Source organism: Oliverpabstia intestinalis, assembly GCF_009696065.1.
GTDB lineage: Bacteria > Bacillota > Clostridia > Lachnospirales > Lachnospiraceae > Oliverpabstia > Oliverpabstia intestinalis.
In genome coordinates, this window is record NZ_VUMS01000013.1 from 60,084 (window position 1) to 76,696 (window position 16,613).

Sequence of the window (16,613 nt, forward strand, 5' to 3'; positions counted from 1 at the left end):
GAAACATCATGGGAAAATATTTTGGTACCGATGGTTTTCGTGGAGAAGCGAATGTGGATCTGACTGTGGAACATGCTTATAAAGTAGGAAGATTCCTTGGATGGTATTACGGAAGAGAACACAAAGCACAGATTGTGATCGGAAAAGATACAAGAAGAAGCAGCTACATGTTTGAGTATTCTCTGGTTGCAGGACTGACTGCTTCCGGTGCGGATGCGTATCTGCTTCATGTAACCACCACACCAAGCGTTTCCTATGTAGTGCGGACGGAAAATTTTGACTGTGGAATTATGATTTCTGCCAGTCACAATCCATTTTATGATAACGGCATCAAGATCATTGGCGGAAACGGGCAAAAGATGGATGCGGAAGTGGAAGCCATGATTGAAGGATATATTGATGATGATGTTCCGAAGATTCCGTTTGCAACAAAAGAAAAGATTGGTCGGACGGTGGATTTTGCGGCCGGACGAAACCGGTACATCGGTTATCTGATTTCCATTCCTACCCGTTCGTTCAAAAACTACAGAGTAGGACTGGACTGTTCTAATGGAAGTGCTTCCTCGGTAGCCAAGAGTGTGTTTGATGCACTGGGAGCAAAAACCTATGTCATCAATAATGAGCCGGATGGAACGAACATCAATACGAACTGCGGATCAACACATATCGAAGTGCTGCAGCAATTTGTCAAAGAAAAACATCTGGATGTGGGATTTGCATATGACGGAGATGCGGATCGGTGTATCGCTGTGGATCATCTGGGAAATGTAGTCGACGGAGATCTGATCCTGTATATCTGTGGAAAATATATGAAAGAGACCGGAAAACTGGAAAATAATACGATCGTCACTACGATTATGTCCAACCTTGGTCTTTATAAAGCCTGTGACAGGGAAGGTATCCGGTACGAAAAAACAGCAGTAGGAGATAAATATGTCTGTGAAAACATGATGGCAAACGGACACAGTCTCGGCGGTGAACAGTCCGGACATATTATTTTCAGCAAACATGCTACTACCGGAGATGGCATCCTGACATCTTTGATGCTGATGGAAGTTATTATTGAAAAAAAACAGTTATTAAATACTCTTGCATCAGAAGTTTCCATTTATCCTCAGCTTCTGGAAAATGTTCGTGTTGCCAATAAAACAGCTGCAAGAAACAACGAAGAAGTAAAGAAGGCAGTTGCCTCGGTGGAGAAAGAATTAGGAGAAGACGGAAGAATTCTTGTGCGGGAGAGTGGCACTGAACCGGTCATTCGTGTTATGGTAGAAGCGAAAAAAGATGCGATCTGTCGTGAAATGGTACAGCGCGTGATTGAAGTGATGGACAAAGAGGGACTGATTTTGTCATGAGAAAAGAGGTACTGGCGGTTGGATGTGCGCTGATGGTGTTCTGCGGCTGTGGGAAAAATAATGCGGCACAACATTATGAAAGCGGCTGGGCGGCTATGGAAAAAAAAGATTACACTACTGCAGTAAACGAATTTCAGCAGGTAATCGATCAAAACAGCAGACTGGCAGAAAGTTACCGGGCAGAAGGAATTGCCTATTATTCAGAAAAGGCCTATCCGGAGGCGATTGCTGCTTTTTCGCGAAGTCTGAACAATATGGATGATCCGGATAAGGAATTTAAAAAAGATGTACAGTTTTATCTTGCCCAGGCACGCATGGATTATGGCGAGGTAGATAAAGCGATTGAAGTGTACAGCGAGATACTGAAGGCCGGGGAAGACGAACAGGCATTCTTTCTGAGAGGAAAGGCATATATTTCCATGGAAGATTATAAAAATGCCGAAAAAGACTTTCAGAGAGCACTGGAAGGCTGTGAAGATTATAATCTGTATATCAATATTTATCAGATTTATGTGGATCACAACAAGGCAGTAGATGGTGATGCCTATCTGAAGATGGCTCTGGAGTTAGAACCTCAGGACGGAGAAGATTGCTATCACAGAGGAAGAATCTACGAATATGAAAAAAATTATGAGGCAGCCAGAGATGAATTGAAAACAGCGATGGAACAGGGATATGAGGATGCCATGCTGCTTTTGGGTCGGGTATATCTGGAGATGGAAGATCCGGCAAGTGCCAGATCCATGTATCAGGAATATCTGCAAAAGAGTGAGCAGGGTGCCAAGGCCTATAACGGACTGGCAATGTGTGATATTTATGATGGTGCATATGATAGCGCACTGGAGAATATCGCACAGGGTCTGAAGGAAAATTCCAAAGAGGACGAACAGGGTCTGCTTTATAATGAAATTGTGGCCTATGAATATAAACGGGATTTTGCTACAGCAAAAGAAAAGATGAAGATATATCTGGAACAGTATCCGGAAGATGAGGCGGCTCTTCGGGAGAACGAGTTTCTTTCTACAAGATAGGAGGAAAAAGCATGTATGAGATGGGGGAACAGCTGGAACGGGTGATTCTGGCAGGCGTACAGACATATGAGTCTGATGATACCGTACAATCTTTATATGAACTGAGAGAACTGGCTGAGACAGCCGGGGCCGTAACTGTTGGGACGATCATGCAAAGCAGAGAGACCATTCATCCGGCAACCTATCTGGGAAAAGGAAAGCTGGAAGAACTGAAAGAGTTGTTGTATGATTTGGATGCCACTGGTGTGATCTGTGATGATGAACTCTCACCGGCACAGCTAAATAATCTGGAGCAGGAACTGGAATGTAAGGTGATGGACAGAACCATGGTGATTCTGGACATCTTTGCGCAGCGTGCAAAGACCAGCGAAGGAAAGATCCAGGTAGAACTTGCACAATTAAAGTACCGGGCGGCAAGACTGGTCGGTATGCGTGCCTCGCTGTCCCGTCTCGGAGGTGGCATTGGTACCCGTGGCCCGGGTGAGAAAAAGCTGGAGATGGACCGTCGACTGATCCACAGCCGGATCGGTCAGCTGAAAGAACAGCTGGAGCAGGTGCAGAAGCACAGGGAACTGATTCGCAGCCAGCGGGATAAGAGTCAGGTGAAGGTGGCGGCAATCGTGGGATATACTAACGCAGGAAAATCCACACTGCTCAATACAATGACGCAGGCAGGGGTTCTGGAGGAAAACCAGTTATTTGCCACGCTGGATCCAACGACAAGGGCGCTGGATCTTCCGGGCAAACAGCAGATTCTTCTGACAGATACGGTAGGATTTATTCGAAAACTGCCGCATCATCTGATCGAGGCCTTTAAAAGTACATTGGAGGAAGCCAAATATGCAGATATGATCCTCCATGTGGTAGACGCTTCCAATCCCCAGATGGATGAACATATGCAGGTAGTTTATGATACATTGCGCCAGCTGGGGGTGTCGGATAAGAAAATGATCACTCTGTTTAACAAACAGGACCTGTGTACGGATAAAGAACAGCTGAGAGATTTTCAGGCCGATCATGTACTTCAGATTTCGGCAAAGAATGGACAGGGACTTGAGGAACTGAAAGAACTTCTTGCGGATGTTTTGCGGGAAGGACAGATTTATATTGAACGTCTGGTTCCGTATGATCAGGCAGGAAGTATTGCCAGGATCCGAAAATATGGACAGGTGGTGCAGGAAGAATTTCTGGCAGAAGGAATTTCTGTGAAGGCTTATGTTCCGATGGAGGTTTACAGTCAGATCTGAGAAAAGAAGAAAAAAGAGGGCAAACCCTTATAGTAAGGTGCTTTTCCCTCTTTATAAGGTTACATAACATTCATACCATATATTGTACGAGTAGAAATTGAGACACAATATATGGTAGTTTTTTGTATTGACAGAGGATAATTGGTTTGCTACTATAGTAATCGACACATCCGTAAAGGAATAATTGCGAGAGGGTCAAAAAGCAGGTGAACGTATAAAATACAGCCTGTAAAAGCAACAGGAAAAGAGGATGGAATAATGTTTAATGTGATAAAACGTGATGGAGAAGTTGCAGCATTTCAGCTGAGTAAGATTACCCAGGCGATCGAGAAAGCTTTCCAGGCACAGGAAAAACAGTATACACCGGATATGATGGAGATGCTGGGACTACGGGTAACCGCAGATTTCCAGAAAAAGATAAAAAAAGATCAGGTATCTGTGGAGGATATTCAGGACAGCGTGGAAAATGTGCTGATCCAGTGCGGATATTCTGAGGTGGCGAAAGCCTATATCCTGTATCGCAAGCAGAGAGAAAAAGTAAGAAATATGAAGTCCACGATCCTGGATTATAAAGAAATCGTAAACAGTTATGTGAAAGTAGAAGACTGGCGTGTAAAAGAAAATTCTACGGTTACCTATTCCGTAGGCGGACTGATCTTAAGCAATTCCGGAGCAGTAACGGCAAATTACTGGTTGTCTGAAATCTATGACAAAGAGATTGCAGATGCGCACCGAAATGCAGATATCCATATTCACGATCTTTCCATGCTTACCGGATATTGTGCCGGCTGGTCATTAAAACAGCTGATTAAAGAAGGATTAGGAGGAATAGAAGGCAAGATTACTTCTGCTCCGGCGAAACACCTGAGTGTTCTGTGTAACCAGATGGTCAATTTCCTTGGCATCATGCAGAATGAATGGGCAGGTGCACAGGCATTTTCTTCTTTTGATACTTATCTGGCACCTTTCGTAAAGACAGACCATCTGACTTATCCGGAAGTGAAAAAATGTATCGAAGCCTTTATCTATGGTGTGAACACACCAAGTCGCTGGGGAACACAGGCTCCATTTTCCAATATCACACTGGACTGGACTGTACCGGATGATCTGGCAGAACTTCCGGCAATCGTTGGCGGAAAAGAGATGGACTTTAAGTATAAAGACTGTAAACAGGAGATGGATATGGTCAACAAGGCGTTTATCGAGACCATGATCGAAGGAGATGCCAATGGCAGAGGCTTCCAGTATCCGATTCCGACTTACTCCATCACAAAAGAATTTGACTGGTCCGATACAGAAAACAACCGTCTGCTCTTTGAGATGACATCCAAATACGGAACTCCGTATTTTTCCAACTATATTAACAGCGATATGCAGCCAAGCGATGTAAGAAGTATGTGCTGTCGTCTGCGTCTGGATCTGCGAGAACTGCGTAAAAAGACCGGAGGATACTTCGGTTCCGGCGAAAGCACCGGTTCTGTGGGCGTGGTAACCATCAATATGCCGCGGATCGCTTATCTGTCTCAGGATGAGGATGAATTTTATCAGCGTCTGGACCGCCTGATGGATATTTCCGCACGTTCCCTGCATATCAAGAGAGAAGTGATCGGAAAACTGCTGGATGAGGGGCTGTATCCGTATACCAAGCGCTATCTGGGAAGCTTTGACAATCATTTTTCCACCATCGGTCTGGTTGGAATGAATGAAGCAGGACTGAATGCAAGATGGCTTCGTGCAGACATGGCTGATGAGAAGACACAGAAGTTTACAAAAAATGTTCTGAATCATATGAGAGAACGGTTGTCCGATTATCAGGAAGAATACGGAGAACTGTATAACCTGGAAGCAACACCGGCAGAATCCACCGCATATCGTCTGGCAAAACATGATAAGAAACATTATCCGGATATTATTACTGCAGGTCATGAAGGAGATACCCCGTACTATACCAACAGCTCTCACCTGCCGGTAGACTATACTTCTGATATCTTTGATGCATTGGATGTGCAGGATGAACTGCAGACCCTGTATACGTCCGGTACGGTCTTTCATGCGTTTCTGGGAGAAAAACTTCCGGACTGGAAGGCAGCAGCCACACTGGTAAGAAAGATTGCAGAAAATTATCGTCTGCCTTATTATACCCTGTCACCGACTTATTCGGTATGTAAAGAACATGGTTATATTGCGGGAGAACATTTCACTTGTCCGACCTGTGGCAAGAAGGCAGAGGTCTACAGTCGAATTACAGGATATTACCGTCCGGTACAGAACTGGAATGACGGAAAAGCGCAGGAATACAAGAACAGAACCGTGTATGATATCCTTCACTCCGGTGCACCGGCAGAAAAACCGGTGGAAGCAGTGAAAGAGGAGCGGCCGGTGATGGGCGGAAAACATCCTACCAGAACGATGGTAACTATGACAAAAGACGATGTGAAGATCCAGCATCCGGACAGTGTGAAATATCTGTTCACCACAAATACCTGTCCGAACTGTAAGATTGCGAAACAGATGCTTGCAGAAGCGGAAGAAGAGTATCAGCTGATCGATGCCGAGAAAAACCCGGAACTGGTATCAAGATACGGCATCATGCAGGCACCGACACTGGTAGTCATCGAAGGAGAAGAGACAAAGAAATATGTAAATGCTTCGAATATTCAGAAGTATGTGGAAGAGAACGAGTAAAAATAGAAATAAGCGTGGTAACGAGAAAATCCTGAAAACCACAGACAAAGATATAAAAAATCCCCGGCAGAAATCATTCTGCCGGGGATAACTGTTTTGCATTATTTATTATTGTTTTTTACTTCCTGCATCATCAGTGCACGAACCTTCAGTGGAAGTCCGAACAGAGTGATGAATCCGTCAGCATCGTGGTGATCATACATATCACCGGTTGTGAAGGATGCCAGAGACTCGTTGTACAGGCTATATGGAGAAGTTGTACCGGCTTTGATGATGTTGCCTTTGTACAGTTTGAATTTTACTTCACCGGTTACATATTTCTGTGTGGATTCTACGAAAGCCTGGATCGCTTCACGCAGTGGTGTGAACCATTTTCCTTCATATACAACCTGTGCGAACTGGCTGCCCAGTTTTTTCTTAGTTTCCATGGTTTCACGATCCAGAATCAGTTCTTCCAACTGATCGTGAGCTTCCATCAGGATAGTTCCGCCAGGAGTTTCGTATACACCACGAGATTTCATACCAACGACACGGTTTTCTACGATATCGATGATACCGATACCATGTTTTCCACCCAGTGCATTCAGCTCGGTGATGATCTCAGAAACTTTCATTGCTTTTCCGTTCAGTGTTTTCGGAACACCGGCTTCAAACGTCATGGTTACATATTCCGGCTGATCCGGAGCATCTTCCGGGGAAACACCGAGAACCAGCAGATCTTTGTAGTTTGGCTCATTTGCCGGATCTTCCAGTTCCAGACCTTCATGGCTGATGTGCCACAGGTTACGGTCACGGCTGTAGCTGTGTTTTGCATCGAATGGCAGGTCGATGCCGTGCTGTTTTACGAATTCCAGCTCGTCTTCACGGGACTGCATAGTCCATACATCAGTCATACGCCATGGAGCGATAATTTTCAGATCAGGAGCCAGTGCTTTGATGCCCAGTTCAAAACGGATCTGGTCATTTCCTTTACCGGTAGCACCGTGGCAGATCGCGGTAGCACCTTCTTTTCTGGCAATTTCCACCAAACGTTTGGCGATAGCCGGACGAGCCATGGAAGTACCAAGCAGATATTTGTGTTCGTATACGGCACCTGCCTGTACACAAGGCACGATATATTCATCACAGAACTCGTCTACGATATCTTCGATATATAATTTAGAAGCACCGGACATGGCAGCTCTCTTATCCAGCCCGTCCAGTTCGGCACCCTGACCACAGTTTACACAGCAGCAGATAACTTCATAATCAAAAGTTTCTTTTAACCACGGGATCAGTGCGGTAGTATCCAGTCCGCCGGAATACGCTAAGATTACTTTTTCTTTCATTATAATATCCTCCTTACAGATATATGTTATTGTTCAGTCCTGTTAATCGGTATACAATGTATTTTTATGCATTTGATTGTATATCTTATCGGGACAAAATCAAATTCAGATGAATCTCACAAGGCATAATATACATCATATAAATAGAAAAAGCAAGAGAGAAATGGAAAAAAATAAAAAAACTTGCATATTATTCACTGATGTTGTATAATTATGCAACTGTAAAGAGAAAAAAGAAAGATCTCATCTCAGGCACTTTACTTTGGCAGTGGAAGAGAGTAGAATAAATTAACGTTATGAAAGAAAGAGGAGATTGAAGAAATGATTAAAGTTGGTATTGTTGGAGCAACCGGATATGCAGGGTCGGAACTGGTTCGTATTCTTCTGGGGCATAAGGATGTGGAAATCAAGTGGTACGGATCGAGAAGTTACATTGATAAAAAATATGCGTCCATTTATCAGAACTTCTTCCAGCTGGTAGATGCAAACTGCATGGATGATAATATGGAAGTCCTGGCAGATCAGGTGGATGTGATTTTCACAGCAACGCCGCAGGGGCTGTGTGCATCTTTAGTCAATGAAGAGATTCTTTCGAAAGTAAAGATCATCGATCTGAGTGCGGATTTCCGTATCAAAGATGTAAAGGTATATGAAGAATGGTACAAACTGGAGCACAAATCACCGCAGTTTATCGAAGAAGCTGTGTACGGACTGTGTGAGATCAACCGTGAGGATGTAAAGAAAGCCCGTCTGGTAGCCAATCCGGGATGCTATACAACCTGCAGTATCCTGACTTGCTATCCGCTGGTAAAAGAAGGCATCATCGATCCGAACACGATTATCGTAGATGCAAAATCCGGTACCTCCGGTGCAGGACGCGGTGCGAAAGTGGACAATCTGTTCTGCGAAGTCAATGAAAATATGAAAGCGTATGGTGTGGCGACCCACCGTCATACCCCGGAGATTGAAGAACAGCTGGGTTATGCATGCGGCGAAAAGATCACGATCAACTTCACTCCGCATCTGGTACCGATGAACCGTGGGATTCTGGCAACGGCCTATGCAAGCCTGAAAAAAGATGTGACGTATGAAGAGGTAAAGGCAATTTATGATAAATATTACGCAGATGAAAAATTCGTCCGTGTACTGGAAAAAGATGTCTGCCCGCAGACAAAATGGGTGGAAGGCAGCAACTATGTGGATGTAAACTTCAAGATAGATCCGAGAACCAACCGGATCATCATGATGGGAGCCATTGATAACCTGGTAAAAGGAGCGGCTGGACAGGCCGTACAAAACATGAACCTGATGTTTGGGTTGAAAGAGAGTGAAGGACTTGAACTGGTTCCAATGTTCCCGTAGGAGAGAAAAAACTACAGAACGAAAGAGTCTCAAAGGAGAGTTGACATGATGAAGATTATTGACGGCGGAGTTACCGCAGCAGAAGGATTTCAGGCAGCAGGACTGGCAGCCGGGATCAAAAAAGGAAATACAAAAGATATGGCACTGGTATACAGCGAGAAACCGTGTGTGGCAGCAGGAACTTTCACAACTAATGTGGTGAAGGCAGCCCCGGTAAAATGGGATCAGCATATTGTATACGATGCACCGACAGCACAGGCAATCGTATGCAACAGTGGTGTGGCAAATGCATGTACCGGTGAAGAGGGATATGGTTACTGCAAAGAAACCGCAAAGATCGCAGCTGAAAGCCTACAGATTCCGGAAGATTCTGTACTGGTGGCATCCACCGGTGTCATCGGGAAACAGCTTCCGATGGATCTTCTGGGTGCAGGCATAAAGAATCTGGTACCGCTGTTATCTCATACAAGAGAGGCAGGAAAACTGGCAGCACAGTCAATCATGACCACAGATACCGTATCGAAAGAAGTGGCAGTGACCATGGAGATCGGAGGAAAGACCGTAACACTTGGCGGTATGTGCAAGGGATCCGGTATGATCCATCCGAATATGTGTACGATGCTTGGTTTTCTGACCACCGATGTGGCAATTTCCAAGGAACTGCTGCAGAAAGCACTGAGTACCGTGGTAAAAGATACTTATAATATGGTTTCGGTAGACGGAGATACCTCCACAAACGACACCGTACTGCTTCTGGCAAACGGAGCTGCAGGCAATGATGAGCTTACAGAAGAAAATGAAGACTATCAGACCTTCCTGGATGCGCTGCTCTATGTCAATACCTGTCTGGCAAAGAAAATTGCCGGAGACGGAGAGGGAGCAACCGCATTATTTGAAGTAAAAGTAGTTGGCGCTGAGAGCAAAGAACAGGCGGTAACTTTAAGTAAATCTATCATCACTTCCAATCTGACCAAGGCAGCCATCTTTGGTCATGATGCGAACTGGGGACGAATCCTGTGTGCGATGGGATACTCCGGGGCACAGTTTGATCCGGAAAAAGTAGATCTGTATTTTGAGAGTAAAGCAGGAAAACTGCAGATCATCAAAGACGGTGTAGCGACCGATTACAGTGAAGAGGAAGCGACAAAGATTCTTTCCGAAAAAGAAGTAACAGCGATTGCAGATGTGAAGATGGGAGAGGCGACAGCTACCGCATGGGGCTGCGATCTGACCTATGATTATGTAAAGATCAACGCGGACTATCGTTCATAAATAGATATACAAGAACCAGAAAGAGGAGAACAAAAGAAAATGGTAAAGACAGAATATCTGGAAAAAGCACAGGTGTTAATCGAAGCACTGCCTTATATTCAGCGGTTTAACCGGAAAATTATTGTGGTAAAATACGGCGGAAGCGCAATGGTGGATGAAAATCTGAAACGTCAGGTCATCCAGGATGTGGTACTTCTGAAACTGGTAGGATTCAAGCCGATCATTGTACACGGTGGTGGAAAAGAGATAAGCCGCTGGGTAGGAAAAGTCGGTATGGAACCAAGATTTGTCAACGGTCTTCGCGTAACCGATAAAGATACCATGGAAGTTGCAGAGATGGTTCTTGGCAAAGTCAACAAAGAACTGGTAACACTGGTAGAATCTCTCGGTGTAAAGGCAGTGGGTATCAGCGGAAAGGACGGTGCCCTGTTAAATGTAGAAAAGAAATATTCCAACGGGGAAGATATCGGATATGTGGGAAATGTAACTTCCGTGAATCCGAAGATCATCGAAGATCTGCTGGAAAAGGATTTTCTTCCAATTATCTGTCCGATTGGTCTGGATAAAAACTTTGATACTTACAATATCAATGCAGACGATGCGGCATGTGCGATCGCGAAGGCAGTCCATGCAGAAAAACTGGCATTCCTGACCGATATCGAAGGCGTATATCTGGATCCGAATGATCCGTCCACCCTGCTGTCCAAATTATTTGTAAAAGAAGCAAAAGAACTGATCGATAACGGCAATGTAGGCGGTGGCATGATCCCGAAATTACAAAACTGCATCGATGCGATCGAAGAAGGTGTTTCAAGAGTACATATTCTGGACGGAAGAATCCCGCACTGTCTGCTGCTGGAAATCTTTACAAATAAAGGAATCGGAACCGCAATTCTGAGAAAGGATGAGATCAAAGATTATGACGTACAGTAAAGAATATATCGATCGGGCAGAAGAAGTCATTCTGCATACCTATAATCGTTTCCAGATCGTTCTGGACAAAGGAAACGGTGTCCATCTGTATGACGTAGATGGTAAAGAATATCTGGACTTTGCAGCAGGAATCGCTGTATTTGCCCTGGGATACAATAATCAGGCATACAATCAGGCACTGAAGGATCAGATCGATAAAGTGATCCATACCTCCAACCTGTATTACAATGTACCAATGATGGAAGCAGCAGAGAAACTGGTAAAAGCAACCGGACTTTCCAAAGTGTTTTTCACAAACAGCGGAACTGAGGCCATTGAGGGTGCGATCAAAGTAGCAAGAAAATACGCTTACCTGAAAGATGGCTCCAACGATCATGAGATCATCGCGATGAACCATTCTTTCCATGGAAGAAGTCTGGGAGCCTTATCCGTAACCGGTAATACCCACTATCAGGATCCATTCAAACCACTGATCGGAGGAATCAAATTTGCAGATTTCAATGATCTTGAAAGCGTGAAAGCACAGATTACCGACAAGACCTGTGCGATCATCATGGAAACCGTACAGGGTGAGGGCGGTATCTATCCGGCAGAACCGGAATTCCTTCAGGGCGTACGGAAACTGTGCGATGAGCACGATATTCTGCTGATCCTCGATGAGATCCAGTGCGGTATGGGACGTACCGGAAACATGTTTGCCTGCCAGGCTTACGGCGTACAGCCAGATGTTATGACCTGCGCGAAAGCCCTGGGCTGCGGTGTTCCGGTAGGAGCCTTTGTCCTGAATGAAAAGACAGCCAACGCATCTTTAGTACCTGGCGACCACGGAACCACATACGGTGGCAACCCTCTGGCATGTGCGGCAGTCAGTAAAGTATTTGACTTGTTTGAATCTGAAAAAATTGTGGAGCATGTCAATAAAGTTGCACCGTATCTGGAGAAAAAACTGGATCAGTTGGTGGAAAAATATGATTTTATTACCACAAGACGTGGAAAAGGTCTGATGCAGGGACTGGTACTGGAAGGAAAACCGGTAGGAGAAGTGGTTACGAAAGCAATTGAAAACGGTCTGCTGGTTATTTCCGCAGGGACGAACGTGCTTCGTATGGTACCTCCGCTTGTGATTACGGAAGCAGATATCGACGAGATGATCGAAAAACTGGAAAAAGCACTTGTTTAAGATAGTGATTTTGGGTATAAAAACAGAACATGTGCACATACTAGAGCATGCCCGGATTAGAAAGCAGTCCGGACATGCTCTTTATTATTAAGAAGAAGGAGGTATGTGCAATGCCAGTATTACAGTGTTCAGCGGTAAAATGTATGTATAATAAGGATAATCTTTGTTCCAAAGGAGATATCCAGGTAAAAGGAGATCATGCAGCTACGGAAAATGAAACCTGGTGTTCAAGTTTTGTGGAAAAGACCGGAATGTCCAATGCTTATACATGCGGAGGCGGCTGCAGCTCTATTCAGGTCGGATGTACAGCCCATGATTGTACCTATAACAGACAGGAGATATGCCAGGCGGATCATGTACACATCGATGGAAGCCAGGCCTGTATCTGTGAAGAAACCTGCTGTGGAACGTTCCGGTGTGAATAAAGCAAGATGATTCTGCAATAAGATAAGAAAAACTCTCCGGTCTTTGAGGCGAAACACAAAGACGGAGAGTTTTTTGAAAAAGAGTAACTGTTCAGTACCTTCACAGTTACGAGCCAAAATGCATTTAAACGATAAAAACACGCTTTGCGAGTTTTTATCGTTTAAATGCATTTTGGCTTGTATGTCTCGGGATTTTGACATATTCATGTCAAAACACCTCGCGGGACAGTGGCTACTGAATAGTTACGAAAAAGATAACATTATGAAACAGATGCGGAAACCTGGAATGGGAATGCGATCTGAGCTCCATCCACATAGATGGTCACTTCATTACAGGAAGCACTGATGCCGTAAGCTGCGGTAGCAGTTACTGCATCGCCACCGGTAGTGGCAAGATCCGGTGAAGTCAGATCTGCCAGATAATAAGGAAGACATACAGTATCACCGTCAAGCACACGAAAACTCATCTGATCATATAAGAGAGGATCATCAAATGCCAGATTTTTATATGTGTATGTAATGACAATAACTTTATCAGGATTAGAAGTATCATATTCACTGCGGTCATCCGTAACTTCTACTTTGTCAATCGTAAATGTAGCAACGTCTTTTCCGTCACTTTGAATAGTTATCGCATCACCCACTTTATAAGCTGGTGTACTTTCCAGATCCTTCGGATATTCCATATTCGGAGCTCCCTCAGACTGGCTGTTAGCGATATCTTCTGCGGTTACCTGGGCAGGTGTTCCGGTGGTTCCATCAGCAGAAGGATTCAGAGAGGCAAGATCAATCAGAGCATTTTTCAGAGTGGTCATATCGTCAGAAGAAATACTCCACTGCTCGGAATCATCTTTCTGAAGAGTTACAGTAACAGATTCCGGATCGTTGTACTCTGCTTTGTCAAGGGCGGTCTGATAAGCTTCCAGCATCAGAGAGTATACATCTTCGATATACTGGTCACTGTCTACGCTGTTATCCTTTAGATAATCGGCAAGTTTCTCATCATAAATCGGTTCCATGGCAGTGTAAAGCTGCATTTGTTGGGTATCTACAGTTATCTGATAGGTGTTCTCTTTTTTATCTGCTTTTTTTACATCGTATTTTGTGTTACTGAAAGCCTGTTTCCAGAAATCAGTATAGTCCTGACGCAGCTGTGGAGAAATCTGTGTACTTCCGGGACTACTTCCGTCGCCGCCAATGGAAGAAGACACAAGATCATCGATCATGGAATTGAAGGTGGCTGTAAGATCATCAGAAGAAACTCCTGACAAGGAAGAAAGCGTATCCACATTTCCGCGGATCATACCGTCGAGATATGCAGTTGTATAAGCAACAGCATCAAAATCATCTGCTTTATTTCCGGAGCAGCCACTGATTAATAACATACAGGAACAGGCGAGAGCCGTGGAAGCCATCCATTTTTTTTTCATAAATATTCCCCTCCTTAGATTAGAAAAAGCCAGATGCATCTCTATCGGAACATGCATTCTGATTTAAACTCATGGTCATTATACCAGATTTTACGGCAGATACAAGACAGGGAGAGAAAAATACAGGGAAGCGTAAGGAAAATGTCAGAAGTACTACAGTATATACAAAGAAAAGATTTTATAAGAGTAAAAATAATAAAATAAAAAAACAGGAAAAACATCAAAAATATATTGACAGAAAAAAGAATCTATGCTATCCTATTCAAGTATGAAAACAAAGAAGAGTATCCGCTCTCACCTTAGCACAAGAGTGACTATGGTTAATACTTAAGTGGAAAGAGTAATCTTAGGGGAAATTTGCGGATAGTCGGTCTATCTGCTTTTTTTATGCGGCTATGCTGCAGGGCAGTGAATGCGAATCATATGGAAAGGTTATCTAAGAATAATGGAGGTGCACTACTATTAGCGATTTAATGATTAATGAGCAGATCAGAGACAGAGAAGTTCGTCTGATTGGCGAGAATGGGGAACAGTTGGGAATCATGTCTTCCAGAGATGCATACAAACATGCTCAGGAAGCAGGACTGGATCTGGTGAAGATTGCACCGACGGCTAAGCCACCGGTTTGCAAGATTATCGATTACGGAAAATATCGATATGAGATGGCCAGAAAAGAAAAAGAAGCAAAGAAAAAACAGCGTACAATTGATGTTAAAGAAGTTCGTCTGTCTCCCAATATCGATACAAACGATCTGAACACTAAAGTAGGTGCTGCAAGAAAGTTCATTTCCAAAGGTGACAAGGTAAAAGTTACTCTTCGTTTCCGTGGAAGAGAGATGGCACACATGCACAACAGCAAATATATTCTGGATGATTTCGCAGAAAAACTGGCTGACATTGCAGTGGTAGAGAAAGCACCAAAAGTGGAAGGCAGAAGCATGACTATGTTTTTAACTGAAAAACGTTAAAATAACAGAGTAAATCTAAGGAGGACTATAAAATGCCAAAAATCAAAACAAGCAGAGCAGCTGCTAAACGTTTCAAAACTACAGGTACAGGTAAAATCGTAAGAAATAAAGCTTATAAAAGCCATATCTTAACAAAGAAAACTCAGAAGAGAAAAAGAAATCTGAGAAAAGCTACCGTGCTGGATCAGAGCAACGTTAAGAACATGAAAAAAATCTTACCGTATTTATAAGATTGAGTTTGAAGGAGGAATATAAGAGATGGCAAGAATTAAAGGCGGATTAAACGCAAAGAAAAAACACAATAGAGTTCTGAAACTGGCTAAAGGTTACAGAGGAGCAAGATCCAAACAGTACAGAGTTGCAAAACAGTCTGTAATGCGTGCTCTGACAAGTGCATACGCTGGAAGAAAACAGAAAAAACGTCAGTTCAGACAGCTGTGGATCGCTCGTATCAACGCAGCAGCAAGAATGAACGGACTGTCTTACAGCAAATTTATGTACGGTCTGAAACTGGCTGGTGTTGAACTGAACAGAAAAGTTCTGGCTGATATGGCAATCAACGATGCAGAAGGATTTGCTACACTGGCAGAGCTGGCTAAAAGCAAACTGGCTTAATTAAAAACAAAAGATAAGGCTGTCGCAAGATGCGGCGGTCTTTTTTTGTCTTCTTTTACATAAAGTAACATAACGAGAAAGACCGGAGCGATAAGATGCAGAAGTATCTTTGGAAGAAGAGCGGGCTGGTGGTGATCGGGATGCTGTATCTGTTCCTTGCCTGGAAGGGAAAAAGGATGATAATGGTGAGCGGACAGGAACTGGTGGAGGAACCGCAGGAAGCACGTAAAGTTGCCCTGACGTTTGATGACGGACCAAGTGAGTACACGGTGGAATTATCCAGAGGATTAAAGGAACGGAGAGTGCAGGCAACCTTTTTTCTTCTGGGGGAGAACATGGAAGGACGTCGTAAAATGGTAGAAGAGCTGGTAAAAGACGGACATCTGATTGGCAATCATTCGTATCATCATGTGCAGTTAAACAAACTGAGCATAAAAGAGGCGGCGAGAGAGATTGAAAAGACAAACCGGCTGATCCGGGAGTGGACAGGAAAAGCTCCCGTGTATATCCGCCCACCGTATGGGGCATGGAGTCAGGAACTGGAAAAGGTGGTGGATATGATCCCGGTATTCTGGAATGTGGATTCTCTGGACTGGAAACTGCAGAATAAGGAACAGGTACTGAGCTGTCTGTCCGGACAGGTGGAAGAAGGAGATGTGATCCTGATGCATGACGGGTATCGGAGTTCCGTGGATGCGGCATTTGCCCTTGTGGATCATCTGCAGAAACAGGGTTTTGTGTTTGTTAATGTGGAAGAAATGGTTCTGGAATAGATGACAGAG

Annotated in this window: 15 protein-coding genes; 13 read left to right on the forward strand and 2 right to left on the reverse strand. The window is 44.0% G+C overall.

Annotation, left to right across the window (positions count from 1 at the left end):
- Positions 1-8 precede the first annotated feature (8 nt).
- The 4 genes from glmM to FYJ57_RS08445 all read left to right on the forward strand — a co-directional run bounded on the left by glmM (position 9) and on the right by FYJ57_RS08445 (position 6,318).
- Positions 9-1,355 (forward strand): phosphoglucosamine mutase, encoded by a 1,347-nt coding sequence (gene glmM, locus FYJ57_RS08430; RefSeq protein WP_022170968.1) that lies wholly within the window; start codon positions 9-11, stop codon positions 1,353-1,355.
- On the forward strand, positions 1,352-2,386 hold the full coding sequence (locus tag FYJ57_RS08435) for a tetratricopeptide repeat protein (RefSeq protein ID WP_022170969.1): 1,035 nt from the start codon (positions 1,352-1,354) through the stop codon (positions 2,384-2,386). Before glmM ends, FYJ57_RS08435 begins: the two co-directional genes overlap by 4 nt.
- An 11-nt stretch (positions 2,387-2,397) precedes the next feature.
- The gene (hflX, locus tag FYJ57_RS08440; RefSeq protein ID WP_154432330.1) at positions 2,398-3,633 is read left to right on the forward strand and encodes a GTPase HflX; all 1,236 of its coding nucleotides are present in this window, start codon (positions 2,398-2,400) and stop codon (positions 3,631-3,633) included.
- A 258-nt stretch (positions 3,634-3,891) separates the two neighbouring features.
- A complete protein-coding gene (locus FYJ57_RS08445) occupies positions 3,892-6,318 on the forward strand; it encodes a ribonucleoside triphosphate reductase (RefSeq protein WP_154432331.1) in 2,427 nt (808 codons plus the stop codon).
- A gap of 101 nt (positions 6,319-6,419) precedes the next feature.
- Here FYJ57_RS08445 and FYJ57_RS08450 read toward each other — a convergent pair whose 3' ends face one another.
- The gene (locus tag FYJ57_RS08450) at positions 6,420-7,646 is read right to left on the reverse strand and encodes an argininosuccinate synthase (RefSeq protein ID WP_022170972.1); all 1,227 of its coding nucleotides are present in this window, start codon (positions 7,644-7,646) and stop codon (positions 6,420-6,422) included.
- A 321-nt stretch (positions 7,647-7,967) separates the two neighbouring features.
- Between FYJ57_RS08450 and argC the strand changes: the two genes are divergently transcribed.
- From argC to FYJ57_RS08475, 5 genes are all read left to right on the forward strand, one after another.
- Positions 7,968-9,008 (forward strand): N-acetyl-gamma-glutamyl-phosphate reductase, encoded by a 1,041-nt coding sequence (argC, locus tag FYJ57_RS08455; protein WP_154432332.1) that lies wholly within the window; start codon positions 7,968-7,970, stop codon positions 9,006-9,008.
- A gap of 48 nt (positions 9,009-9,056) precedes the next feature.
- Positions 9,057-10,280 carry a bifunctional glutamate N-acetyltransferase/amino-acid acetyltransferase ArgJ gene (argJ, locus tag FYJ57_RS08460; RefSeq protein WP_022170974.1) on the forward strand — a complete coding sequence of 408 codons (1,224 nt, stop codon included), beginning with the start codon at positions 9,057-9,059 and terminating at the stop codon, positions 10,278-10,280.
- 39 nt (positions 10,281-10,319) lie between these two features.
- On the forward strand, positions 10,320-11,213 hold the full coding sequence (argB, locus tag FYJ57_RS08465) for an acetylglutamate kinase (RefSeq protein WP_022170975.1): 894 nt from the start codon (positions 10,320-10,322) through the stop codon (positions 11,211-11,213).
- Entirely contained in the window at positions 11,200-12,393 is a 1,194-nt protein-coding gene (locus FYJ57_RS08470; protein ID WP_154432333.1) for an aspartate aminotransferase family protein, read from the forward strand. Before argB ends, FYJ57_RS08470 begins: the two co-directional genes overlap by 14 nt.
- A 110-nt stretch (positions 12,394-12,503) precedes the next feature.
- Positions 12,504-12,818, forward strand: coding sequence for a DUF1540 domain-containing protein (locus FYJ57_RS08475; protein ID WP_154432334.1), 315 nt, complete (start codon positions 12,504-12,506; stop codon positions 12,816-12,818).
- Between the two features lie 260 nt (positions 12,819-13,078).
- Here FYJ57_RS08475 and FYJ57_RS08480 read toward each other — a convergent pair whose 3' ends face one another.
- The gene (locus FYJ57_RS08480; RefSeq protein ID WP_022170978.1) at positions 13,079-14,248 is read right to left on the reverse strand and encodes a hypothetical protein; all 1,170 of its coding nucleotides are present in this window, start codon (positions 14,246-14,248) and stop codon (positions 13,079-13,081) included.
- Positions 14,249-14,721: 473 nt separating this feature from the next.
- Between FYJ57_RS08480 and infC the strand changes: the two genes are divergently transcribed.
- The 4 genes from infC (at position 14,722) to FYJ57_RS08500 (ending at position 16,604) form a co-directional block, all read left to right on the forward strand.
- Positions 14,722-15,216 carry a translation initiation factor IF-3 gene (infC, locus tag FYJ57_RS08485; protein ID WP_022170979.1) on the forward strand — a complete coding sequence of 165 codons (495 nt, stop codon included), beginning with the start codon at positions 14,722-14,724 and terminating at the stop codon, positions 15,214-15,216.
- A gap of 32 nt (positions 15,217-15,248) precedes the next feature.
- Positions 15,249-15,446, forward strand: a complete 198-nt coding sequence (gene rpmI, locus FYJ57_RS08490) for a 50S ribosomal protein L35 (RefSeq protein ID WP_022170980.1) — start codon at positions 15,249-15,251, stop codon at positions 15,444-15,446.
- Between the two features lie 28 nt (positions 15,447-15,474).
- Complete coding sequence (rplT, locus tag FYJ57_RS08495) at positions 15,475-15,831, forward strand: 50S ribosomal protein L20 (RefSeq protein WP_022170981.1); 357 nt, start codon at positions 15,475-15,477, stop codon at positions 15,829-15,831.
- A 95-nt stretch (positions 15,832-15,926) separates the two neighbouring features.
- Positions 15,927-16,604, forward strand: coding sequence for a polysaccharide deacetylase family protein (locus tag FYJ57_RS08500; protein ID WP_154432335.1), 678 nt, complete (start codon positions 15,927-15,929; stop codon positions 16,602-16,604).
- Positions 16,605-16,613: the final 9 nt, after the last annotated feature.